This is a genomic window from Klebsiella sp. H-Nf2 (assembly GCF_002806645.1).
Classification (GTDB): Bacteria; Pseudomonadota; Gammaproteobacteria; order Enterobacterales; family Enterobacteriaceae; genus Klebsiella; species Klebsiella variicola.
In genome coordinates, this window is record NZ_PIBL01000018.1 from 38,243 (window position 1) to 60,746 (window position 22,504).

Sequence of the window (22,504 nt, forward strand, 5' to 3'; positions counted from 1 at the left end):
TCCGTATTATCCGACCCCGCAACGGCGCTAAGCGCCCGTAGCTCAGCTGGATAGAGCGCTGCCCTCCGGAGGCAGAGGTCTCAGGTTCGAATCCTGTCGGGCGCACCATTAACCCGGTGCTGGAGCTGCGGTGGTTTTAATACCGCGTAAAAGGTTTGCAGTGGTGGCTATAGCTCAGTTGGTAGAGCCCTGGATTGTGATTCCAGTTGTCGTGGGTTCGAATCCCATTAGCCACCCCATTATTTGATAGAGTTGTGAATTTGCGAAGGTGGCGGAATTGGTAGACGCGCTAGCTTCAGGTGTTAGTGTTCTTACGGACGTGGGGGTTCAAGTCCCCCCCCTCGCACCACGACTTTAACGAATTGAACTAAAAATTCAAAAAGCAGTATTTCGGCGAGTAGCGCAGCTTGGTAGCGCAACTGGTTTGGGACCAGTGGGTCGGAGGTTCGAATCCTCTCTCGCCGACCAATTTTGAACCCCGCTTCGGCGGGGTTTTTTGTTTTCAATCACTTCCTGCCATCACTTATTTCCCTGATTTTGCTGATAAAAAAACTTCTCTTTGCTTAAGAATACGCGTCAGGAAAAATCTCAATTCATCACTGTGGTAGATGCAATTTCCCTGGATCCTGTGCGATAATAATCGGGTAGATGCTCATTCCATCTCTTATGTTCGCCTTTGTGCCTCATAAACTCCGGAATGATGCAGAGCCGTTCTTACGGTGCTTATCGTCCACTGACAGATGTCGCATTTATGCCTCATCAAACACCATGGACATTACGTTGAGTGAAGCACCCAATTTGTTGTCAAACAGACCTGTTTTAACGCCTGCCCTGATTTCAGCGCAGGCGTTTTTTTCTTTCAGGGATCCGTCAATACGAAGGCGGGGAAGAAGGGGCTATCGCCCCGCAAGAGGCGATAGCAACGGCAGGTTACGGCTGAGGGTTATTCTGCAGCGTCAGCAGCAGACCATCGCGGCGCATAGTGGCCGCTTCCTCCGGCTGATGCAGGCGATCCAGGGCATCCGCCAGCCAGGCGTAATCAAAGGCATCCGGACGCTGCTTAAGCGCGGCGCGGAAGGCGATGCTGGCCTCCTGCCATTCGCCATGACGCATCAGCGACTGGCCCAGGGTACTCCACAGCAGCGGACGGTCGCCAACGGCTTTGATCTGCTGGCGCAGCACTTTCTCCAGCTGTTCCGGGTTATTGGTCTTCAGACGCGGGATCGGCATCACCAGACGGTCATCATACTGTTTCTTCAGACCATCAATGATAATTTGCTGCGCGGTATCGTGATCGTCGCTCTCGATGAGGCGCTCGGCCATCGCCACCTGCAGCGGCACCAGCGCCCGCGTTTTGCGGCTCTGGTTGCGCCACCATTCGCGCAGCCCTTCGCTGCCGCCGTCGGCCAGCGCTTTATCCATCAGGCCAATCCAGGCCAGCTGTTCCAGCGCGGCGCGGTGCTCTTCATCGCCGACGTTAGCTTTCGCCATCGACGGAATGATGTCCAGCAGCGACTGCCAGGCGCCGGTGCGGGTGTATGCCTGTTCGGCGAGGCGCAGCACTTCCGGATGACGCGGGGTAATTTCCAGCAGCTTATCGATGCCATGGCGTGCGGCGTGATTTTCATTACGTGCCAGCTGCAGGCGAACGCGGGTGATTTCCACCGGGATCAGGTCATCGCCCGCCAGCTCGGTGGCGCGCTCCAGATGCTGGTTGGCCCGCGCTTCATCGCCGCGCTGCTGGGCCGCTTCCGCCGCCAGCAGATAGTTCACCACCGGTTGTTCGGCGTGATCGGCATTTTTCGCCATCAGTTTTTCAACCTGCTGGTAATCACCTTCCGCCAGCTTGAGTAGCGCCTGCTCGGTTTGCTTACGCGCGCGACGGCGTTTACGGCCGACAAACCAGCCGCGCGTATGCGCCCCGGTGCGGAAAATGCGGCGCAGCAGCCATTCAATGGCGAACAGCACCACCATGGCGAGGATCAGGATGATCACCAGCCCGGTCACGCTGGTCTCGATATTGTAATTATCGGTCTGGATCAGGACGTAGCCCTGATGCCCGGCGATCATCGGGCCAAGGACGATCCCGGCGATCAACAGTGCGAAGAGTAAAAGAATTTTCAGCATGCGTTACTCTCCTTGCGGCGCAGCAGGGGCGGCCGGTGCAGCAGGCGCGGGTGAGGGCGCACTGCTCGCGGTGACGGCGGGCTGCGCCATCAGGTTGCGCACCCGGGTCTGCATCAGTTTTTCCAGCAGCGCCTGGCTCTGCAGCGTTTCCGGTACCGTCATGGTAATGCTTTGCTGACTGAGCTTGTCCAACTCGTCGAGGAAGGCTTTGGTGGTCGCGTCTTCGGTATCGTAGTAGGCGCGTACCCAGGTCGAGACGTTATCCAGCGACTGTTTCCAGGTCTCTTCCTGATGGCGCGGCACCGCCTGCGCGGCGACCAGCAGGCGGGAGCGAATATTTTCCCGCAGGTAGATATCCTGATTCGGCGCCAGCAGCGGGACTGCCGTTTCATCACGGCGGCGCACGGTAATAAAGCTGTCCATAAAGTTCTGCCAGCTTTTCTGCAGATTGACGCGCCATTCGCTGATAGAGCTGGAGAGCTCATCGCTATCAGAATCCATCGGCGAATCGTCATCGTTATTATCGGCCAGCCGCAGGTTGTCGATTTGGTTTGCCAGCTGATTAACCTTGAGAATAATGCCGTCGTAATCCACCTGACTCACCGCGGAGAGGGTGGCGATGTCATCGGTGATGGCCCGGCGGGCGCCGATCAGGCTGGGGTCGTTCATGTCGGCGAGGCTGGCGTCGGCGCTTTTCAGCAGCGCGGCGGCGGTGGTGACATCCTGATCGCTCCACAGCTTACGTCCCGCCAGCTTGACGAGGAAGTCGGCCTGGGCCAGCAGCCAGGTTTTGGCATCGCTGCCGGAGATCACGGCGACTTTCTGCTGCAACTCATCAAGCTGTTTCGTCAGGGTTTCCTGCTCGTGTTTGGCCTGGCTCAGCTGGTCGGCCTGCTGTTTGATAATGCCTTCCAGTTCGCTCTTTTGGCTATCCTGCGCTTTTTGCAGTGCCGCAAGCTGGCTTGATAACTCAGACGTGGTTGCGTTTTGCCGCGTGACCTGCTGTTTGTTCAGGCCATACAGGCCGATGCCGGCGGCTATCGCAATGGCGATAGCGATCGCACTGAGCGCCAGGCTGGTTTTGTTACCCGCCTTCTTCTTATCGTTATTCTCTGGCTGTGGTGTGGTTTCCACGGCCTCCCTGGTCTCTTCAACCACGGCGGATTGATTTTGTTGTTCCGTCATTATGGCTTCCAATGTTGAGAGTTATTGTAATGCGCGTAGCAGCGCATCGTTGTCAGCGTTATCGGCAATCTGAATCTCCTGCCAGCCCAGTTCCCGGGCCTGAAGGGCCAGACGTTCGCTGACAACGACAAGGCGGCAGTGCAGGAGCCACTGTTCGCGATACCATTGCGGTATCAGCGACCACAGCTGCTGCAGCATCTCGCCGCTGGTGACCACCAGCGTGGCGACCCCGCGAGACTGCCAGCGCATCGCTTCTTCTGCGCCATCGTAATGTTTTGCACTACGTTGATAACATTCACAAAATGTGACCCTGGCGCCGCGTTCAGCCAGCGTGGCGCCTAAGAGTTCCCGCCCACCATTGCCGCGTAGGATCAGCGCATTTTTCCCGGCAATGTTTTGTAATTCAGGTAATTGTAGCAAGACTTCGCTAATTTCCCGATCTAACGGATAACGGATGTGCTGCCCGCTGACCGTATGCAAGGCCAGCGCCGTCGTTCGGCCAATGGCAAAATAGTGTGGAGAAGTGGGCCAGGACAGGCCCTGCTGCTGCAGACGGGCATGGGCGAATTCCACCGCATGCTGGGATAGCGCAAACAGCAGGTCGTCGGACCCTAGATGGGCAAGATGGTCGCCCAGCGCGGGAAGCTCCCGGCCAGGCGTAAATTCTATCAGCGGAAAGCTCCAGGCCACGCGTCCCATGGCCCGCAGACGGCTGACCAGCGCTTCTCCTTGCGGAAGTGGACGAGTGACCAGGATGCTCATCGTGGGGCTTCTCCATCATAAACTGCCGCGAGAATGTCGCGGGCGCCGTTATCCAGGAGCTCTTCCGCCAGCGAGATGCCGAGCGCTTCGGCCTGCTCTGCTGGCCCGCGCCGTTCGCCGCGTACCATCTGCGAACCATCCGGGGCGCCAACCAGCGCCCGCAGCCACAGTTCGCCGTTGACGAGTTCCGCATAGCTGCCAATTGGCACCTGACAACCGCCTTCGAGGCGGGTGTTCATCGCCCGTTCGGCGCGCACGCGTACCGCGGTTTCCGCATGGTTGAGGGGCGCTAACAGCGCCTGGGTCCATGCATCGTCAAGACGGCATTCGATACCCACCGCGCCCTGGCCGACGGCCGGCAGGGATTGCTCAGGCGACAGCGGTTGGCGAATTCGCGCCTCCAGTTGCAGACGCTTCAGCCCGGCGGCGGCAAGGATAATGGCGTCATACTCGCCGTTATCGAGTTTGCCCAATCGGGTGCCAACGTTGCCGCGCAGGGAGCGGATCACCAGATCGGGGCGTTCGGCGGCGAGTTGGCACTGGCGACGTAAACTTGACGTGCCAACGATGCTGCCAGCCGGCAGTTCGTCAATTGAGGCATAGTGATTGGAAACAAACGCGTCGCGCGGATCGTCGCGCTCGCAGATGGTGACCAACCCCAGCCCCTCCGGGAATTCCACCGGGACATCTTTCATCGAATGGACGGCGATATCGGCCCGCCCTTCGAGCATGGCGAGCTCTAACTCTTTCACAAATAAGCCCTTGCCGCCCACTTTTGCCAGGGGCGTATCAAGGATGACATCACCGCGCGTGACCATCGGCACCAGCTCGACGTTCAGTCCAGGATGCGCTTGTTCCAGGCGTGCTTTAACATACTGCGCCTGCCATAGCGCAAGCGGGCTTTGCCGTGTGGCAATTTTCAAAACTTTGTCTAACATGCTTGTTACCGTCATTGTCGACCACTATCCATCCTAACATTGTTGTCTTACGGATGTTAGTTTTCACGGTTTATGTGGGAGATGGCTCCGGCCGACTCTTTTTTAACCTTTCATGCGCGTGGCGGTTGCCGGAGGCGTAGTGAGGAATTTACAGCTAATAAACGGTGCTACACTTGTATGTAGCGCATCTTTCTTTACGGTCAATGAGCAAGGTGTTAAATTGATCACGTTTTAAACCATTTGTCCGTCCGCTGCTCATCACAACCACACCGACGACGAATGGTGACGGTTTTTGTTGAAATACTGAAATCCTCCGTACTATTGTACTTCGGGTTTTTGAACATCAGGCGATATGTCTTGTACCTCTATATTGAGACACTGAAACAGAGACTGGATGCCATCAACCAATTGCGCGTGGATCGCGCGCTTGCTGCCATGGGACCCGCTTTCCAGCAGGTTTACAGTCTACTGCCAACGTTACTACATTATCATCACCCGCTGATGCCGGGTTACCTTGACGGTAACGTTCCCCGTGGCATTTGCCTCTACACGCCTGATGAAACCCAACGCCACTATCTTGAAGAACTGGAACTGCATCGCGGCATGCAGACCCAGGAGCCGCCGAAAGGCGAGTTGCCGATCACCGGCGTCTACTCGATGGGCAGTACTTCCTCCGTTGGTCAGAGCTGTTCTTCCGATCTTGATATCTGGGTATGTCACCAGGCCTGGCTGGATAGCGAAGAGCGCCAGCTGCTGCAGCGAAAATGCAGCCTGCTTGAGAGCTGGGCGGCATCGCTCGGCGTGGAAGTCAGCTTCTTCCTGATCGACGAAAACCGCTTCCGTCATAATGAAAGTGGCAGCCTCGGCGGCGAAGACTGCGGTTCGACTCAGCATATCCTGTTGCTCGATGAGTTCTATCGCACCGCGGTGCGTCTCGCCGGCAAGCGTATTCTGTGGAATATGGTGCCGTGCGATGAAGAAGAGCATTACGATGATTACGTCATGGGGCTGTATGCTCAGGGCGTGCTGACGCCTAACGAATGGCTCGATCTCGGCGGCCTCAGTTCACTGTCGGCGGAAGAGTACTTCGGCGCCAGCCTGTGGCAGCTGTATAAGAGTATCGACTCCCCCTATAAAGCGGTGCTGAAAACGCTGCTGCTGGAAGCCTACTCCTGGGAATATCCTAATAACCGGCTGTTGGCGAAAGATATCAAACAGCGTCTGCACGACGGCGAGATTGTCTCCTTCGGCCTCGACCCGTACTGCATGATGCTGGAGCGCGTGACTACCTATCTGCAGGCCATCGAAGATGAAACCCGCCTCGACCTGGTGCGCCGCTGCTTCTATCTGAAAGTCTGTGAAAAACTCAGCCGCGAACGCGCCTGCGTCGGCTGGCGTCGCGAAGTCGTCAGCCAGCTGGTGAATGCCTGGGGCTGGGACGAAAAGCGTCTGATGATGCTCGACAACCGCGCCAACTGGAAAATTGATGAAGTGCGCAAGGCGCACAACGAACTGCTCGACGCCATGATGCAGAGCTATCGTAATCTGATCCGCTTCGCGCGGCGCAATAATCTCAGCGTCTCCGCCAGCCCTCAGGATATTGGCGTGCTGACGCGTAAGCTGTATGCAGCCTTTGAAGCGCTGCCGGGGAAAGTGACGCTGGTGAACCCGCAAATTTCGCCGGATCTGTCGGAACCGAACCTGACCTTTATCCACGTGCCGCCGGGTCGCGCCAACCGTACCGGTTGGTATCTGTATAACCGCGCGCCGGATATGGAATCGATCATCAGCCATCAGCCGCTGGAATATAACCGTTATCTTAATAAGCTGGTGGCCTGGGCCTGGTTTAACGGCCTGCTGACCTCACGCACCCGCCTGTTTATTAAGGGCAACGGCATCGTCGATCTGGCGAAGCTGCAGGAGATGGTGGCCGACGTGTCGCACCACTTCCCGCTGCGCCTGCCGGCGCCGACGCCAAAAGCGCTGTACAGCCCGTGCGAAATCCGCCATCTGGCGATTATCGTCAACCTCGAATATGACCCGACCGCGGCTTTCCGCAACCAGGTGGTGCACTTCGATTTCCGTAAGCTGGATGTTTTCAGCTTTGGCGAAGAGCAAAAATGCCTGATCGGCAGCGTCGACCTGCTGTATCGCAACTCGTGGAACGAAGTGCGTACGCTGCACTTTAACGGCGAGCAGGCGATGATCGAAGCGCTGAAGACGATTCTCGGCAAAATGCATCAGGACGCCGCGCCGCCGGACAGCGTGGAGGTGTTCTGCTATAGCCAGCACCTGCGCGGCCTGATCCGTACCCGCGTGCAGCAGATGATCTCCGAATGCATCGAACTGCGTCTCTCCAGTACCCGCCAGGATACCGGGCGCTTCAAAGCGCTGCGCGTCTCCGGCCAGACCTGGGGGCTGTTCTTCGAGCGTCTTAACGTTTCGGTGCAGAAGCTGGAAAACGCCATTGAGTTCTACGGCGCTATCTCGCACAACAAGCTTCATGGCCTGTCGGTACAGGTGGAAACCAATCACGTTAAGCTGCCGGCGGTAGTGGACGGCTTCGCCAGCGAAGGGATTATTCAGTTCTTCTTTGAAGACGCGGATAACAACGACAGCGGCTTTAACATCTATATTCTTGATGAGAGCAACCGCGCGGAGGTGTATCACCACTGCGAGGGCAGCAAAGAGGAGCTGGTGCGCGACGTCAGCCGCTTCTATTCGTCATCGCACGATCGTTTCACCTACGGCTCCAGCTTTATCAACTTCAACCTGCCGCAGTTCTATCAGATTGTCGAGGTAGACGGGCGCACCCAGGTGATCCCATTCCGCACCCAGGCGATTGCCGCTGCGATACCCACCAGCCAGGACGTTACCGCCTCGCCGGTACTGCAGCAGCGCTACTCGTAGATTTGGCCCGGATAAGGCGTGAGCCGCTATCCGGAGATATTCCCTGCTGGCGCTGTGCTTAGCAGGGCTACGGTTCTATGTCGTCGGGTAGCCCGGATAAGGCGCGATGCGCCGCCATCCGGGAAACACGTCATTAACGGAAGCTCACCGTCTCACCGGCCTGATTGCTCGCCGCCTGCTCCAGCAAATCCCAGAAGGTCTCGCCGCTACGATCGCAGATCCACTCGTCGCCTTTGAGATCGAAGTGGTAGCCGCCCTGTTTGGTGGCCAGCCACACCTGGTGCAGCGGCTCCTGACGGTTAATAATGATTTTGCTGCCGTTTTCAAAGCTGATGGTCAGTACGCCGCCGTTGATTTCGCAGTCGATGTCGCTGTCGCCGTCCCAGTCGTCCAGACGTTCTTCGATGGTCATCCACAGGCTATCGGCCAGGCGATGGAATTCACTGTCGTTCATGGTTATATACCCTAAATAATTCGAGTTGCAGGAAGGCGGCGACGCAGGGAGTCCCAGGAGCTTACTCCAGTAAGTGACTGGGGCGAGCGAGGAAAGCCAACGTACATGCAGCTTGAATTATAACGGGTATAGCCTGCTTTTTTGAAGATGGCGGCAGCATAGCGCGAAACAAAAGCGCGCGCAGTCGGATGCTAAACGCTTGCTTTTACGTCTTCTCCTGCGATGATAGAAAGCAGAAAGAATGAATCACGGGCAACTATCAATGAAAAACGTTTTTCCTACGCTTGCCGTTTTGTTTGCGATCTTCAGCCTGACCGGCTGCGGTCTGAAAGGGCCTCTTTATTTCCCGCCGGCGGACAAAACCGCGCCGCCGCCGACCAAACCGGTTAACCCAGGCATTCAGAGCGCAACGCCGGATCGTAACGATCGTGGCGATACCGGTGGTCCGAGCCAGGTCAATTACTAACGATAACGTTCTGTTCCGCGCAACTGGAGTAGATGATGCAGTTCTCTAAAATGCATGGCCTTGGCAACGATTTTATGGTCGTTGACGCGGTAACGCAGAATGTTTTTTTCTCGCCGGAGCTGATTCGCCGCCTGGCGGATCGCCACCTTGGCGTCGGGTTCGATCAGCTGTTGGTCGTCGAGCCGCCCTACGATCCCGATCTGGATTTCCATTACCGGATCTTTAACGCCGACGGCAGCGAAGTGTCGCAGTGCGGCAACGGCGCGCGCTGTTTTGCCCGCTTTGTCCGGCTGAAAGGCCTGACCAATAAACGTGATATCCGCGTGAGTACGGCCAACGGGCGTATGGTATTAAGCGTAACGGAAGACGATCTGGTGCGGGTGAATATGGGCGAGCCCAACTTTGAGCCGTCCCAGGTGCCGTTCCGCGCCAACAAAGCGGAAAAGACCTATATCATGCGTGCCGCCGAGCAGACAGTATTGTGCGGCGTGGTTTCCATGGGGAACCCGCACTGCGTCATCCAGGTGGATGACGTGGATACGGCGGCCGTGGAAACGCTGGGCCCGGTGATGGAAAGCCACGAGCGTTTTCCGGAGCGCGCCAATATCGGCTTTATGCAGGTGGTCGGCCGGTCCCATATCCGTCTGCGCGTCTACGAGCGCGGGGCGGGGGAAACCCAGGCCTGCGGCAGCGGCGCCTGCGCCGCGGTGGCGGTGGGGATCCAGCAGGGGCTGCTGGCTGAAACAGTACGTGTGGAATTACCCGGCGGTCGTCTTGATATCGCCTGGAAAGGCCCGGGCCAGCCGCTGTTTATGACCGGCCCGGCGGCCCATGTCTATGATGGATTTATTCATTTATGAAACCAATCGGGGAAGAACAGCAGGAGGTTGCCAGCGCGTTGAACGATCGTGCGGTGGTGGACTATCTGTTGCAACATCCTGAATTTTTTATTCGTAATGCCGCCCAGGTCGAACATATCCGCGTCCCGCATCCGGTCCGCGGTTCGATTTCGCTGGTGGAGTGGCACATGATGCGGGCGCGTAACCATATTCATGTGCTGGAAGAGAATATGTCGCTGCTGATGGAGCAGGCGGTCACCAATGAAAGTCTGTTCCAGCGCCTGCTGCAGCTACAAACGCGGCTGGCGGCTGCGGAGAGCCTCGACGATATGCTCAACCGCCTTCATCGCTGGGCTCGCGAGCTGGGGCTGGCTGGCGCTACGGTGCGCCTGTTCCCTGACAGCTGGCGCCTCGGCGCGCCCTCGAAGTTTACCCATCTGGCGTTAAACCGGCAGGCGTTTGAGCCGATCCGTATTCAACGTCTGGGCCAGGCGCGCCACTATCTTGGGCCGCTGAACGGTCCGGAGCTGCTGGTGGTGCTACCGGAAGCGAAGGCCATTGGATCCGTGGCGATGTCGATGCTGGGCGGCGATAATGCTCCGGGCGTGATGCTCTTTAGCAGCCGCGATGCGCAGCATTATCAGTCAGGGCAGGGGACGCAGTTGCTGCAGGAAATTGCGCAGATGCTCCCTGGCCTGCTGGAGCGCTGGATTGAGCGCGCATGACCGACTCTCCGCTGTTCGCCTGCGTCGACCGCTTCCTGCGCTATCTCGGCGTTGAGCGTCAGCTTAGCCCGATTACGCTGACTAACTACCAGCGTCAGCTGGACGCGTTGATCGCCCTGGCGGATGAGGCTGGGCTGAAAAGCTGGCAGCAGTGCGATGCCGCTCAGGTGCGTAGCTTTGCGGTTCGCAGCCGCCGTGCGGGTTTAGGCCCGGCTAGCCTGGCGCTGCGGCTTTCCGCCCTGCGCAGTTTCTTTGACTGGATGGTCAGTCAGGGCGAGCTGGCCGCGAACCCGGCGAAGGGGATTGCGGCGCCGAAAATTCCCCGCCACTTGCCGAAAAATATTGACGTCGATGACGTCAATCGGCTGCTGGATATCGACCTCAACGACCCACTCGCGGTGCGCGACCGGGCGATGCTGGAAGTGATGTACGGCGCAGGTCTGCGTCTGTCCGAGCTGGTCAACCTTGATATTAAGCACCTCGACCTTGAAAGTGGAGAGGTTTGGGTGATGGGCAAAGGCAGCAAAGAACGTCGTTTGCCGATCGGTCGCAACGCGGTGGCGTGGATTGAGCACTGGCTGGATTTGCGCGGCCTGTTCGGCACTGACGACGACGCGCTGTTTTTGTCGAAGCTGGGTAAACGCATTTCGGCTCGCAACGTGCAGAAGCGGTTTGCCGAGTGGGGGATTAAACAGGGGCTGAACAGCCATGTGCACCCGCACAAGCTGCGCCACTCCTTTGCCACCCATATGCTGGAGTCCAGCGGCGATCTGCGCGGCGTGCAGGAGCTGCTGGGCCATGCTAACCTCTCCACCACTCAAATCTATACCCATCTTGACTTTCAACACCTTGCCTCGGTGTACGATGCCGCGCATCCGCGCGCTAAACGGGGGAAATAATGCGTTTTTACCGACCTCTGGGCCCGATCTCCGCGCTGACGTTTGACCTGGACGACACCCTTTATGATAACCGCCCGGTGATTGACCGGACGATGCACGAATCGCTGGCCTTTGTGCGCAATTACCATCCGTCGCTCAGCCAGTTTGACGCCCATGAGCTTAACCAGCTGCGCCAGACGCTGCTGGCTTCCGAGCCTGAGATCTACCACGACGTCACTCTCTGGCGCCACCGCGCGCTGGAGTTAGGGATGCGTAACGCCGGACTCTCTGCCGAAGCGGCGAAAGCGGGCGCTGAGGCGGCGATGGAAAACTTCGCGCACTGGCGCAGTCGGGTCGAGGTTCCACAGGAGACCCACGATACGCTGGCGAAGCTGGCACAGAAGTGGCCGCTGGTGGCCATCACCAATGGTAACGCCCGCCCGGAGCTGTTCGGCCTGAGCGACTATTTCCGCTTCGTGTTGCGTGCCGGTCCGGATGGTCGTTCCAAGCCATTTGCCGATATGTACCACCTGGCGGCGGAGCGTCTGGATTTACCGCTCGGGCACATTCTGCACGTCGGCGATGACCTGACGACCGACGTTGCCGGTTCGCTGCGCTGCGGGATGCAGGCCTGCTGGATCAAACCGCAAGGCGCGGACCTGATGCACACCGCGGACAGCCGCCTGCTGCCGCATATTGAAATTTCACGGTTGGCATCTCTGACCTCGCTGATATAATCACCAGTAACTCTGTATATATTAACAGGGGTTCGTGGAACCCCTTCTCTTCCGGCGGTGCCAATGGACGTTTCTTACCTGCTCGACAGCCTTAATGACAAACAGCGTGAAGCCGTAGCCGCTTCGCGCACCAATATGCTGGTTCTGGCAGGGGCGGGCAGTGGCAAGACGCGCGTTCTGGTGCACCGTATTGCCTGGCTGCTGAGCGTGGAGAACTGCTCGCCGTACTCAATTATGGCGGTGACCTTTACCAACAAAGCGGCGGCGGAAATGCGCCACCGTATCGGCCAACTGATGGGCACTACCCAGGGCGGCATGTGGGTGGGCACCTTCCATGGGCTGGCGCACCGCCTGCTGCGTGCGCACCATCTGGACGCCAATCTACCGCAGGATTTTCAAATCCTCGATAGCGAAGACCAGCTGCGTCTGCTGAAGCGTCTGATTAAGGCGATGAACCTGGACGAGAAACAATGGCCGCCGCGTCAGGCGATGTGGTACATCAACAGCCAGAAAGATGAAGGGCTGCGCCCGCATCACATTCAGAGCTACGGCAACCCGGTGGAGCAGACCTGGCAGAAGGTCTATCAGGCCTACCAGGAAGCCTGCGACCGCGCCGGGTTGGTGGATTTCGCTGAGCTGCTGCTGCGTGCGCACGAGCTATGGCTGAACAAGCCGCATATCCTGCAGCACTACCGTGAGCGTTTCACCAATATCCTCGTCGATGAATTCCAGGACACCAACAACATCCAGTACGCCTGGATCCGCCTGCTGGCGGGCGATACCGGCAAGGTGATGATCGTTGGCGATGATGACCAGTCGATTTACGGCTGGCGCGGTGCGCAGGTTGAGAACATTCAGCGCTTCCTCAACGACTTCCCCGGCGCGGAAACTATTCGCCTGGAGCAGAACTATCGTTCAACCAGCAATATTCTTAGCGCTGCCAACGCCCTGATTGAAAACAACAACGGGCGCCTGGGCAAGAAGCTGTGGACCGACGGCGCCGACGGCGAGCCGATTTCGCTGTACTGCGCCTTCAACGATCTCGACGAAGCGCGTTTCGTGGTGAACCGAATTAAAACCTGGCAGGAGAACGGCGGCGCGCTGGAGCAATGCGCCATTCTCTATCGCAGTAACGCCCAGTCGCGCGTGCTGGAAGAAGCGCTGCTGCAGGCCAGCATGCCGTACCGTATCTACGGCGGTATGCGCTTCTTCGAACGTCAGGAAATCAAAGATGCACTCTCTTATCTGCGCCTGATTGCCAACCGTAACGACGATGCAGCGTTTGAGCGGGTGGTCAATACGCCGACTCGCGGCATCGGCGATCGTACGCTGGACGTGGTGCGCCAGACGTCGCGCGATCGTCAGCTGACGCTATGGCAGGCCTGCCGCGAGCTGCTGAAAGAGAAAGTGCTGGCTGGCCGTGCCGCCAGCGCTCTGCAACGCTTTATGGAGTTGATTGACGCCCTGGCGCAGGAGACCGCCGATATGCCGCTACATGTCCAGACCGATCGGGTGATTAAAGACTCCGGGCTGCGCGCGATGTATGAGCAGGAGAAAGGCGAGAAGGGCCAGACCCGTATTGAAAACTTAGAGGAACTGGTGACGGCGACGCGCCAGTTCAGCTACAACGAAGAAGATGAAGACCTGATGCCGCTGCAGGCGTTCCTCTCCCACGCCGCGCTGGAAGCGGGCGAAGGGCAGGCGGATACCTGGCAGGACGCGGTTCAACTGATGACCCTGCACTCGGCGAAAGGGCTGGAGTTCCCGCAGGTGTTTATCGTCGGCGTCGAAGAAGGGATGTTCCCGAGCCAGATGGCGCTTGATGAAGGTGGCCGTCTGGAAGAAGAGCGTCGTCTGGCCTACGTTGGCGTAACGCGCGCCATGCAGAAGCTGACACTGACTTACGCCGAAACCCGCCGTCTGTACGGCAAAGAGGTTTATCACCGCCCGTCGCGCTTTATCGGGGAGTTGCCGCAGGAGTGCGTAGAAGAAGTGCGTCTGCGGGCTACGGTGAGCCGCCCGGTAAACCATCAGCGGCTGGGCGCGCCGATTGCCGAGAGCGATACCGGCTACAAGTTAGGTCAGCGGGTGCGTCATCCGAAGTTTGGCGAAGGCACTATTGTCAACCTCGAAGGCAGCGGCGAGCACAGCCGGCTGCAGGTGGCTTTTCAGGGCCAGGGAATCAAATGGCTGGTGGCGGCTTACGCACGGCTTGAGGAAGTGTAACATTAAGAAAAATATCATTATTTTGTAATAATCTGCTACCTTTATACGTTAAGGCGCCTGATTTGCGCTTTCGCGTTCCGTTGCGTGTTGACGCCGATTTTGCGCTGGCGTAACATGCGCGCACGATTACGCTAAGAGGACATTCGCCTTGGACACACCCAGTAGATGCTGGCTCAACTTCCTGTCATTCAGGAACAACTCCTAAGGCTATCCTCTTATGCTGATAGCCTTAGCGGTTGTCAGCGACCTGCCCTATTCCCGTCGCGCTGAGTCAGGCTTAATGGTCTGAAACCCAATTTGTTTCTGTGTGCCCACCGAACTGTCCGATAATTTTTTTTCATTGGGAGTCCCGGTCATGCTGAGCGCATTTCAACTGGAAAACAATCGTTTAACGCGCCTGGAAGCCGATGAGATCAAGCACCTCGCCAGCTCGGTGTGGGTCGATCTGGTCGAGCCTGACGACGATGAGCGAAGCCGCGTGCAGACGGAACTGGGTCAGAACCTGGCGACGCGCCCGGAACTGGAAGATATCGAAGCCTCCGCGCGTTTCTTTGAAGATGAAGACGGGTTACACATCCACTCGTTCTTCTTTTTTGAAGATGCGGAAGATCACGCCGGCAACTCTACCGTGGCGTTTACCATCCGCGAAGGCCGCCTGTTCACACTGCGCGAGCGCGAACTGCCCGCTTTCCGCCTGTACCGTATGCGCGTGCGTAACCAGACGCTGGTCGACGGTAACGCCTACGAACTGCTGCTCGACCTGTTCGAAACCAAAATCGAGCAGCTGGCGGATGAAATTGAAAATATCTACAGCGACCTGGAAAAGTTGAGCCGCGTGATTATGGAAGGCCATCAGGGCGACGAGTACGATGAAGCGCTGTCGACGCTGGCGGAACTGGAAGATATCGGCTGGAAGGTGCGCCTCTGTCTGATGGATACCCAGCGCGCGCTGAACTTCCTGGTGCGTAAGGCGCGCCTGCCGGCGGGCCAGCTGGAACAGGCGCGGGAGATCCTGCGCGATATCGAATCCCTGCTGCCGCACAACGAATCGCTGTTCCAGAAGGTGAACTTCCTGATGCAGGCGGCGATGGGCTTCATCAACATCGAGCAGAACCGCATCATCAAGATCTTCTCCGTGGTGTCGGTGGTGTTCCTGCCGCCAACCCTGGTGGCGTCCAGCTACGGGATGAACTTTGAATTTATGCCGGAGCTGCACTGGAGCTTCGGCTACCCGGGGGCGATCGTCTTTATGATGCTGGCCGGCCTGGCGCCGTATCTCTACTTCAAGCGTAAAAACTGGCTGTAAAAAAAGGGAGCGTCGGCTCCCTTTTTTACTGGCTGAGGGAGGCTTAGCCTCTGCGCAGCCGGCGCTGGGTATACAGCGCATCGACGATAAACACCGCCAGCGCGACCCAGATAAAGCCAAAGGTCACCATTTTATCCTTGCCCGGCACTTCGCCGTAGAACGTCACCGCCAGCAGGAACATCAGTGTCGGACCGATGTACTGGAAGAAACCCAGCGTCGACAGGCGCAGGCGGGTTGCCGCCCCGGTGAAGCACAGCAGGGGAATGGTGGTTACCACGCCCGCGGCCATCAGCAGCATATTGAGCGACCAGGGGTTTTCCCCCATATGGCTGGTCGGGCTATCAGTGATGCCGAACAGCCAGATTGCCGCCACCGGCAGAAGCCACAGTGTTTCCACCAACATACCGGTCTGCGCGTCGACAGCAATTTTCTTCCGCACCAGGCCGTAAAAGGCAAAGCTGAAGGCCAGTCCAAGGCCGATTACCGGCAGCGAACCAAAGGTCCACAGCTGCACCAGCACGCCGCAAAAGGCGAGGATCACCGCCAGCCACTGCAGGCGACGGAAGCGTTCACCGAGGAAAATCATGCCTAACAGAATGTTCACCAGCGGGTTAATAAAGTAGCCGAGGCTGGCTTCCAGCATATGGTGGTTATTCACCGCCCAGATGAAGAGCAGCCAGTTGCCGCCGACCAGCACCGCAGAGAGCGCCAGCAGGAAGATCTTGCGCGGCGTCTTCAGCAGCTTTTTCACCTGCGGCCACTGGCGGCTGACGCTGATGAGCGCCACCATGAAGAAGAAGGACCAGATCACGCGATGGGTCAGAATTTCATCGGCGGGAACATAGTAGATAAGTTTGAAGTACGCTGGCGCGATACCCCATATAAAGTAGGCGGCGAGGGCCAGAATGATCCCTAACCGCGTCTGTTTCGCATCCATCGGTAAAATCCATTGCCAAAGAGAGTGATGTTACTCGATTTTGGCCAATCAACCCACCATATAGGTGGCCGTTGCGCTGGCAATATAGACCTGAGCTTCGTTATGCAGTTCCACGCGGGCTACCGCCACTTTATTGCCGGCGCGCAGCAGGCTGCTGGTGGCGGTAAACCGTTCGCCGCGGCCCGGACGCAGGTAGTCCACGCGCAGGTCGATGGTTCCCATGCGGGAGAGGCGCTGGCGCAGCTCTTCTTCGTTGATGGTGTCATGGCGGGTGAGGGTGCTACCGACGCAGACCAGGCCAGCGGCGACGTCCAGCGCGGAGGCGATCACTCCGCCATGCAAAATACTCTGCGCCCAGTTGCCGACCATCATCGGCTGGTTATTAAAGCTGAGCTGGGCAAACGCTTTTTCATAGCGATCCAGTTCGAGGCCGAGGGCGCGGTTAAACGGCATGTGATAGACGAAAATCTCCCCCACCAGTTTCAGCGCTGCTTCGGCAGTAAGTTCAGACATAACACCGGTTCCATTCGTTAACAAAATGTTGATTTTATGCTTCTAAAATATTGATTTCCACTTTCGGAGCGGATTAAGGGGCAGGTGATTAATAAACAGGTAGAATGGCTTCGGGTTAAACAAAAATAAAAACTATTTATCAGGAGACCAGCATGCGTATCTCTTTGGCCAGCCTGGTGGCGCTGTGCGCGCTACCGGCCGGTGTTATGGCGCAGGATGCGTCGGTTCACGACAAACCTGCCGTGCGCGGCAGCATTATCGCCAACCTGCTCCAGGACCATGATAATCCTTTCCTGCTCTATCCTTATGAGAGCAACTATCTGCTCTACACATGGACCAGCGACCTCAATAAAGAGGCGATCCGCAGCTATGACTGGGCCGAAAACGCCCGTAAAGATGAAGTGAAATTTCAGCTGAGTCTGGCGTTCCCGCTGTGGCGTGGCATCCTGGGCGATAATTCGCTGCTCGGCGCATCGTACACCCAGAAATCCTGGTGGCAACTTTCCAACAGCAAAGAGTCGGCGCCGTTTCGCGAGACTAATTACGAACCACAGCTGTTTTTGGGCTTTGCGACTGACTATCAGTTTGCTGGCTGGACGCTGCGCGACATCGAGATGGGGTATAACCACGACTCGAATGGTCGTTCCGACCCTACCTCGCGCAGCTGGAACCGGCTTTATGCCCGCCTGATGGCGCAAAACGGCAACTGGCTGGTGGAAGTGAAGCCCTGGTACGTGGTGGGCAACACCGATGATAACCCGGATATCACCAAATATATGGGCTATTACCGGCTGAAGGTGGGCTACCAGCTGGGAGAGGCGATCCTCAGCGCGCAGGGGCAATATAACTGGAACACCGGCTATGGCGGGGCGGAGCTCGGCGTGAGCTATCCCATTACCAAACATGTTCGCGCCTATACGCAGATCTACAGCGGTTACGGCGAATCGCTTATCGACTACAACTTTAATCAAACGCGCGTCGGCGTCGGGCTAATGCTCAACGATCTGTTTTAATCGTTGCACTCTGGCTCACAGGCGCTGAAAATAGCGCCTGTTTTCTTTTCAGGCAAATGGGGTCAACGTGGCACAGGCGGAAGTATTAAATCAGGAATCGCTGGCGAAGCAGGTTTTACAAGAGACCTTCGGCTACCAGCAGTTCCGTCCTGGCCAGGAAACGATTATCGAGACGGTGCTCGAGGGCCGTGACTGCCTGGTGGTCATGCCGACCGGTGGCGGTAAATCGCTGTGCTATCAAGTGCCGGCGCTGGTCATGGGCGGTTTGACGGTGGTGGTCTCGCCGCTGATCTCGCTGATGAAGGACCAGGTCGATCAACTGCTGGCCAACGGCGTGGCGGCGGCTTGTCTGAACTCGACGCAAAGCCGCGATCAGCAGCAGGAAGTGATGGCCGGCTGTCGCAGCGGACAGGTTCGTCTGCTGTATATCGCGCCGGAACGGTTGATGCTGGATAACTTTCTTGAGCATCTGGCGAACTGGAACCTGGCGATGCTGGCGGTAGACGAAGCGCACTGTATCTCCCAGTGGGGCCATGATTTCCGCCCGGAATATGCCGCGCTGGGCCAGCTGCGCCAGCGGATGCCGCAGATCCCGTTTATGGCATTGACCGCCACCGCCGATGACACTACCCGCCGTGATATCGTCCGTCTGCTTGGCCTTAACGATCCGCTGATTCAGGTCAGCAGCTTCGATCGGCCGAACATCCGCTATATGCTGATGGAGAAATTCAAACCGCTCGATCAACTGATGCGCTACGTTCAGGATCAGCGCGGCAAATCGGGCATCATCTACTGCAACAGCCGCTCGAAAGTGGAAGATACCGCAGCGCGTTTGCAGAGCCGCGGCATCAGCGCAGCGGCTTACCATGCTGGTCTGGAAAACGCCGTCCGCGCCGACGTGCAGGAGAAATTCCAGCGCGACGATCTGCAGATCGTGGTGGCGACGGTGGCCTTCGGGATGGGCATCAACAAGCCGAACGTCCGTTTTGTGGTGCACTTCGATATCCCGCGCAATATTGAATCCTACTACCAGGAAACCGGCCGTGCCGGGCGTGATGGCCTGCCGGCGGAAGCGATGCTGTTTTATGATCCGGCGGATATGGCGTGGCTGCGCCGCTGTCTGGAAGAAAAGCCCGCCGGGCCGCTGCAGGATATCGAGCGGCATAAGCTGAATGCGATGGGGGCGTTTGCCGAAGCGCAAACCTGTCGTCGTCTGGTGCTGCTGAACTACTTTGGCGAAGGGCGTCAGGAGCCGTGCGGCAACTGCGATATCTGTCTTGATCCGCCAAAGCAGTACGATGGCTTAATGGATGCGCGCAAGGCGCTTTCAACGATTTACCGGGTGAATCAACGTTTCGGGATGGGTTACGTGGTGGAGGTCCTGCGCGGGGCCAACAACCAGCGCATCCGTGACATGGGCCACGATAAGCTGCCGGTTTACGGCATCGGCCGGGAGCAGAGTCACGAGCACTGGGTGAGCGTGATCCGCCAACTGATTCACCTTGGGCTGGTGACGCAGAATATCGCCCAGCACTCCGCACTGCAGCTGACCGAAGCCGCACGACCGGTGCTGCGCGGCGAGGTGCCGCTGCAGCTTGCCGTGCCGCGTATCGTGGCGCTGAAGCCGAAGGCGATGCAGAAATCCTTTGGCGGCAATTACGACCGCAAGCTGTTTGCCAAGCTGCGCAAATTGCGTAAAGCGATCGCCGACGAAGAGAATATCCCGCCATACGTGGTCTTCAACGACGCGACGCTGATCGAGATGGCGGAACAGTCGCCACTCACCGCCGGCGAGATGCTCAGCGTCAACGGCGTGGGAACGCGCAAACTTGAGCGCTTCGGTAAAGAATTCATGGCATTGATACGTGCTCATGTCGATGGTGATGATGAGTAGTCAGCCGCGGGAAAAGGTGCCAGAATAGTTTCCCTCTTCACTATTTTCCTGCGAGTTAACTATGCTGATGCTTTTCCTCACCGTGGCGCTGGTGCATATCATTGCGCTGATGAGCCCGGGGCCGGACTTTTTCTTTGTCTCACAAACGGCCATCAGCCGCTCGCGCAGAGAGGCGATGATGGGTGTGCTGGGGATCACCTGCGGCGTAATGATCTGGGCGGGGGTTGCCCTGCTCGGCCTGAACCTGATCCTCGCGCAGATGGCGTGGCTGCATAACATCATTATGGTTGGTGGCGGCCTGTATCTGTGCTGGATGGGCTACCAGATGCTGCGCGGCGCGCTGAAAAAAGAGGCAGTGGCCTCGGCGGAGCCGCAGGTGGAGCTGGCCCGTAGCGGACGCAGCTTCGTGAAGGGATTGCTGACCAATCTGGCGAATCCGAAAGCGATTATCTATTTCGGCTCGGTGTTCTCGCTGTTCGTGGGTGACAGCGTCGGCGCTGGTGCGCGCTGGGGTATTTTCCTGCTGATTATCGTTGAGACGCTGGCCTGGTTTATGGTGGTTGCCAGCCTGTTCGCCCTGCCGGGGATGCGCCGCGGCTATCAGCGGATGGCGAAGTGGATCGATGGTATCGCCGGTACGCTGTTTGCGGGCTTCGGCATCCACCTGATTATTTCGCGTTAATCTGTATGCGGTCCTCCACCCGGACAAACCCGGGTGGGGAAAGTGTCAGTGGCGAAGCCGCTGCAGCTCATCCTCAGCCAGACCGGTCATTTCCATAATGGCTGCGTCATCAGTAATCCTCCATGCTGCGGCACGCGCTGTGCCAGCTTATATTCAGGCGTGACGGGCGGAGGCGAGCAGCGCCCCGACCAGCATAAACAGTGAACCAAAGACTTTGTTCAGCGCTTTCATCTGCTTTGGCCCTTTAATCCATGCTGAAATACGCTGTGCGAGGGTTGCATAGCCAATCATCACGATGATATCGACGACGATGGTGGTGACACCCAGAACGAGATACTGCATCAGCTGCGGCTGGTGCGGCAGGATAAACTGTGGAAACAGAGCGGCCAGAAAAACAATGCTTTTGGGATTGGTGAGATTCACGAAAACTGCGCGCTGGAACAGTTTGCCGCGCGTCTGCGCCTTCGCCAGCGTATTCAGGTCGATGGACCCAGCTGCCCGCCATTGCTGGATACCCAGCCAGATCAGGTAGGCTGCACCGGCCCATTTCAGCACTTCAAAGGCCTGCACCGAGCGGGAGAACAGGGTGCCGAGACCGACGCCAACCAGCACGATATGAATAATCAGACCAGTCTGCAAACCGGCAATCGACGCCGCCGCGCCGCGGTAACCGTGGTTAATGGAGGTGGTCATGGTATTAATCGCGCCGGAACCCGGCGACAGGCTGAGAATGATTGATGTCAGCAGGTAGGCGAACCACCACTCAATGGTCATGAGAAACTCCCTGATTGTCTGTTTTTATGCCACAATACGCTATTGTGTCAGCATTGTGTGATACACGGCAAAAAAACGATTTTCAGCGGTTAACAGGGGTGTAAACCCGATGTTTGGGCAGAAAAAGGACTGGGAAACACGAGAAAACGCGTTTGCGGCCTTTAGCATGGGGCCGCTGACGGATTTCTGGCGACAGCGCGAAGAGGCTGAATTTAAAGGCGTCGATGATGTACCGGTACGCTTTGTTCGCTTTTGCGCGCAAAATAACGATCGTCTGGTGCTGATTTGCCCCGGGCGCATTGAAAGCTACGTGAAGTATGCCGAAGTCGCCTACGATCTCTTTCACAGCGGCTTTGACGTGATGATTATTGACCATCGCGGCCAGGGCCGCTCGGGCCGCCTGCTCTCTGATACCCACCGCGGACACGTCGTTAACTTCAGCGACTATGTCGATGACCTGGCGGCGCTCTGGCAGCAGCAGGTGGTCCCCGGACACTGGCGAAAACGGTTTATCCTCGCTCACTCTATGGGCGGGGCAATTGCCACGCTTTTTCTGCAACGTTACCAGGCGCATTGCGATGCGATTGCGCTCTGCGCGCCGATGTTCGGGATTATCATTCGGCTTCCGGACTGGATGGTGCGCCATATTCTCGACTGGGCTGAGGGCCATCAGCGCATTCGTGAAGAGTATGCCATCGGCACCGGGCGCTGGCGGGCGCTGCCTTTTGCCGTTAACGTGCTGACGCACAGTCGACAACGCTATCGTCGCAACTTGCGCTTCTATGCCGATGAACCGCGACTGCAGGTCGGCGGCCCTACCTGGCACTGGGTGCGTGAGGGCATGCTTGCCGGCGAGGAAGTACTGGCGAATGTCGAGAAAGATACGGCTCCGACGCTGCTTTTGCAGGCAGAGGAGGAGCGGGTGGTCGATAATCTGATGCACGACCGCTATTGTGAATTACGGGCCACTGTTGGCCATCCCTGTGAGGGCGGTAAGCCGCTCGTCATCAAAGGGGCATACCATGAGATCCTTTTTGAAAAGGACGATATGCGCTCAGTCGCGCTAAATGCCATCGTCGAGTTTTTCAATCGACATACTTAATCCGACGATAACGCTCGTCGCCCTGCTTAGAGGTTA

At 57.7% G+C, this 22,504-nt stretch carries 21 protein-coding genes, 4 tRNA genes and 1 pseudogene; 17 read left to right on the top strand and 9 right to left on the bottom strand.

All coding sequences use genetic code 11. The features are described 5' to 3' along the window. Positions 1–31: 31 nt before the first annotated feature. The 4 genes from CWM58_RS26135 to CWM58_RS26150 all read left to right on the top strand — a co-directional run bounded on the left by CWM58_RS26135 (position 32) and on the right by CWM58_RS26150 (position 468). A tRNA-Arg gene (locus tag CWM58_RS26135) sits at positions 32–108 on the top strand. Positions 109–163: 55 nt separating this feature from the next. Continuing rightward, positions 164–239, top strand: a tRNA-His gene (locus CWM58_RS26140). Positions 240–262: 23 nt separating this feature from the next. Continuing rightward, a tRNA-Leu gene (locus tag CWM58_RS26145) sits at positions 263–349 on the top strand. A 42-nt stretch (positions 350–391) separates the two neighbouring features. After that, positions 392–468: transfer RNA gene (locus CWM58_RS26150), tRNA-Pro, on the top strand. Positions 469–930: 462 nt separating this feature from the next. On the opposite strand, the gene hemY is transcribed toward CWM58_RS26150, so the two are convergent. Genes hemY through hemC form a run of 4 tightly spaced genes read right to left on the bottom strand, consistent with a single transcriptional unit; the run spans position 931 to position 5,012 of the window. Then, positions 931–2,127 carry a protoheme IX biogenesis protein HemY gene (gene hemY, locus CWM58_RS26155; RefSeq protein WP_061156196.1) on the bottom strand — a complete coding sequence of 399 codons (1,197 nt, stop codon included), beginning with the start codon at positions 2,125–2,127 and terminating at the stop codon, positions 931–933. A gap of 3 nt (positions 2,128–2,130) precedes the next feature. Beyond that, positions 2,131–3,312 (bottom strand): uroporphyrinogen-III C-methyltransferase, encoded by a 1,182-nt coding sequence (gene hemX / locus CWM58_RS26160; RefSeq protein ID WP_100682134.1) that lies wholly within the window; start codon positions 3,310–3,312, stop codon positions 2,131–2,133. Between the two features lie 21 nt (positions 3,313–3,333). Continuing rightward, the gene (gene hemD, locus CWM58_RS26165) at positions 3,334–4,074 is read right to left on the bottom strand and encodes a uroporphyrinogen-III synthase (protein ID WP_100682135.1); all 741 of its coding nucleotides are present in this window, start codon (positions 4,072–4,074) and stop codon (positions 3,334–3,336) included. Further along, positions 4,071–5,012, bottom strand: coding sequence for a hydroxymethylbilane synthase (hemC, locus tag CWM58_RS26170; RefSeq protein ID WP_061156193.1), 942 nt, complete (start codon positions 5,010–5,012; stop codon positions 4,071–4,073). Before hemC ends, hemD begins: the two co-directional genes overlap by 4 nt. Before the next feature lie 357 nt (positions 5,013–5,369). Between hemC and cyaA the strand changes: the two genes are divergently transcribed. After that, complete coding sequence (gene cyaA / locus CWM58_RS26175; protein WP_002883383.1) at positions 5,370–7,922, top strand: class I adenylate cyclase; 2,553 nt, start codon at positions 5,370–5,372, stop codon at positions 7,920–7,922. A 133-nt stretch (positions 7,923–8,055) separates the two neighbouring features. Here cyaA and cyaY read toward each other — a convergent pair whose 3' ends face one another. Further along, positions 8,056–8,376, bottom strand: coding sequence for an iron donor protein CyaY (cyaY, locus tag CWM58_RS26180; RefSeq protein WP_061156192.1), 321 nt, complete (start codon positions 8,374–8,376; stop codon positions 8,056–8,058). A gap of 262 nt (positions 8,377–8,638) precedes the next feature. On the opposite strand from cyaY, the gene lptM reads away from it, so the two are divergent. The 8 genes from lptM (at position 8,639) to corA (ending at position 15,553) form a co-directional block, all read left to right on the top strand. Further along, positions 8,639–8,842 (top strand): LPS translocon maturation chaperone LptM, encoded by a 204-nt coding sequence (gene lptM / locus CWM58_RS26185; protein WP_002883392.1) that lies wholly within the window; start codon positions 8,639–8,641, stop codon positions 8,840–8,842. A gap of 35 nt (positions 8,843–8,877) precedes the next feature. After that, positions 8,878–9,702 carry a diaminopimelate epimerase gene (gene dapF, locus CWM58_RS26190; RefSeq protein WP_002883394.1) on the top strand — a complete coding sequence of 275 codons (825 nt, stop codon included), beginning with the start codon at positions 8,878–8,880 and terminating at the stop codon, positions 9,700–9,702. After that, positions 9,699–10,406 (top strand): DUF484 domain-containing protein, encoded by a 708-nt coding sequence (locus CWM58_RS26195; RefSeq protein WP_061156191.1) that lies wholly within the window; start codon positions 9,699–9,701, stop codon positions 10,404–10,406. The genes dapF and CWM58_RS26195 overlap by 4 nt, the downstream gene beginning before the upstream one ends. Beyond that, the gene (xerC, locus tag CWM58_RS26200) at positions 10,403–11,305 is read left to right on the top strand and encodes a tyrosine recombinase XerC (protein ID WP_012543237.1); all 903 of its coding nucleotides are present in this window, start codon (positions 10,403–10,405) and stop codon (positions 11,303–11,305) included. The genes CWM58_RS26195 and xerC overlap by 4 nt, the downstream gene beginning before the upstream one ends. Continuing rightward, positions 11,305–12,021, top strand: a complete 717-nt coding sequence (gene yigB / locus CWM58_RS26205) for a 5-amino-6-(5-phospho-D-ribitylamino)uracil phosphatase YigB (RefSeq protein ID WP_100682136.1) — start codon at positions 11,305–11,307, stop codon at positions 12,019–12,021. Before xerC ends, yigB begins: the two co-directional genes overlap by 1 nt. Positions 12,022–12,084: 63 nt before the next feature. Next, complete coding sequence (gene uvrD, locus CWM58_RS26210; RefSeq protein WP_087805325.1) at positions 12,085–14,247, top strand: DNA helicase II; 2,163 nt, start codon at positions 12,085–12,087, stop codon at positions 14,245–14,247. A gap of 148 nt (positions 14,248–14,395) precedes the next feature. Beyond that, positions 14,396–14,452 (top strand): YsgD/CorL family protein, encoded by a 57-nt coding sequence (gene ysgD, locus CWM58_RS29605; protein WP_349815745.1) that lies wholly within the window; start codon positions 14,396–14,398, stop codon positions 14,450–14,452. A gap of 150 nt (positions 14,453–14,602) precedes the next feature. Continuing rightward, the gene (corA, locus tag CWM58_RS26215) at positions 14,603–15,553 is read left to right on the top strand and encodes a magnesium/cobalt transporter CorA (protein ID WP_012543234.1); all 951 of its coding nucleotides are present in this window, start codon (positions 14,603–14,605) and stop codon (positions 15,551–15,553) included. A 43-nt stretch (positions 15,554–15,596) separates the two neighbouring features. On the opposite strand, the gene rarD is transcribed toward corA, so the two are convergent. Together rarD and yigI are read right to left on the bottom strand one after the other, a co-directional pair. Then, positions 15,597–16,490 carry an EamA family transporter RarD gene (gene rarD, locus CWM58_RS26220; protein WP_100682137.1) on the bottom strand — a complete coding sequence of 298 codons (894 nt, stop codon included), beginning with the start codon at positions 16,488–16,490 and terminating at the stop codon, positions 15,597–15,599. 48 nt (positions 16,491–16,538) lie between these two features. Beyond that, a complete protein-coding gene (gene yigI, locus CWM58_RS26225) occupies positions 16,539–17,003 on the bottom strand; it encodes an acyl-CoA thioesterase YigI (RefSeq protein ID WP_061156187.1) in 465 nt (154 codons plus the stop codon). Between the two features lie 152 nt (positions 17,004–17,155). Here yigI and pldA point away from each other — a divergent pair, with 152 nt between their 5' ends. The 3 genes from pldA to rhtC all read left to right on the top strand — a co-directional run bounded on the left by pldA (position 17,156) and on the right by rhtC (position 20,592). Next, positions 17,156–18,016, top strand: coding sequence for a phospholipase A (gene pldA / locus CWM58_RS26230; RefSeq protein ID WP_061156186.1), 861 nt, complete (start codon positions 17,156–17,158; stop codon positions 18,014–18,016). A 67-nt stretch (positions 18,017–18,083) separates the two neighbouring features. Next, positions 18,084–19,910, top strand: coding sequence for an ATP-dependent DNA helicase RecQ (gene recQ / locus CWM58_RS26235; protein WP_100682138.1), 1,827 nt, complete (start codon positions 18,084–18,086; stop codon positions 19,908–19,910). Positions 19,911–19,971: 61 nt separating this feature from the next. After that, positions 19,972–20,592: a threonine export protein RhtC gene (gene rhtC / locus CWM58_RS26240; RefSeq protein WP_008807945.1), complete on the top strand. Its 621-nt coding sequence runs from the start codon at positions 19,972–19,974 to the stop codon at positions 20,590–20,592. 45 nt (positions 20,593–20,637) lie between these two features. On the opposite strand, the pseudogene CWM58_RS29610 reads toward rhtC, so the two are convergent. Next, positions 20,638–20,712, bottom strand: a pseudogene (locus CWM58_RS29610) (hypothetical protein); the annotation flags it as partial. 33 nt (positions 20,713–20,745) lie between these two features. Continuing rightward, the gene (gene rhtB, locus CWM58_RS26245; protein ID WP_100682139.1) at positions 20,746–21,366 is read right to left on the bottom strand and encodes a homoserine/homoserine lactone efflux protein; all 621 of its coding nucleotides are present in this window, start codon (positions 21,364–21,366) and stop codon (positions 20,746–20,748) included. A gap of 109 nt (positions 21,367–21,475) precedes the next feature. Between rhtB and pldB the strand changes: the two genes are divergently transcribed. Further along, entirely contained in the window at positions 21,476–22,468 is a 993-nt protein-coding gene (gene pldB / locus CWM58_RS26250; RefSeq protein ID WP_100682140.1) for a lysophospholipase L2, read from the top strand. The last annotated feature ends 36 nt before the right edge of the window (positions 22,469–22,504 follow it).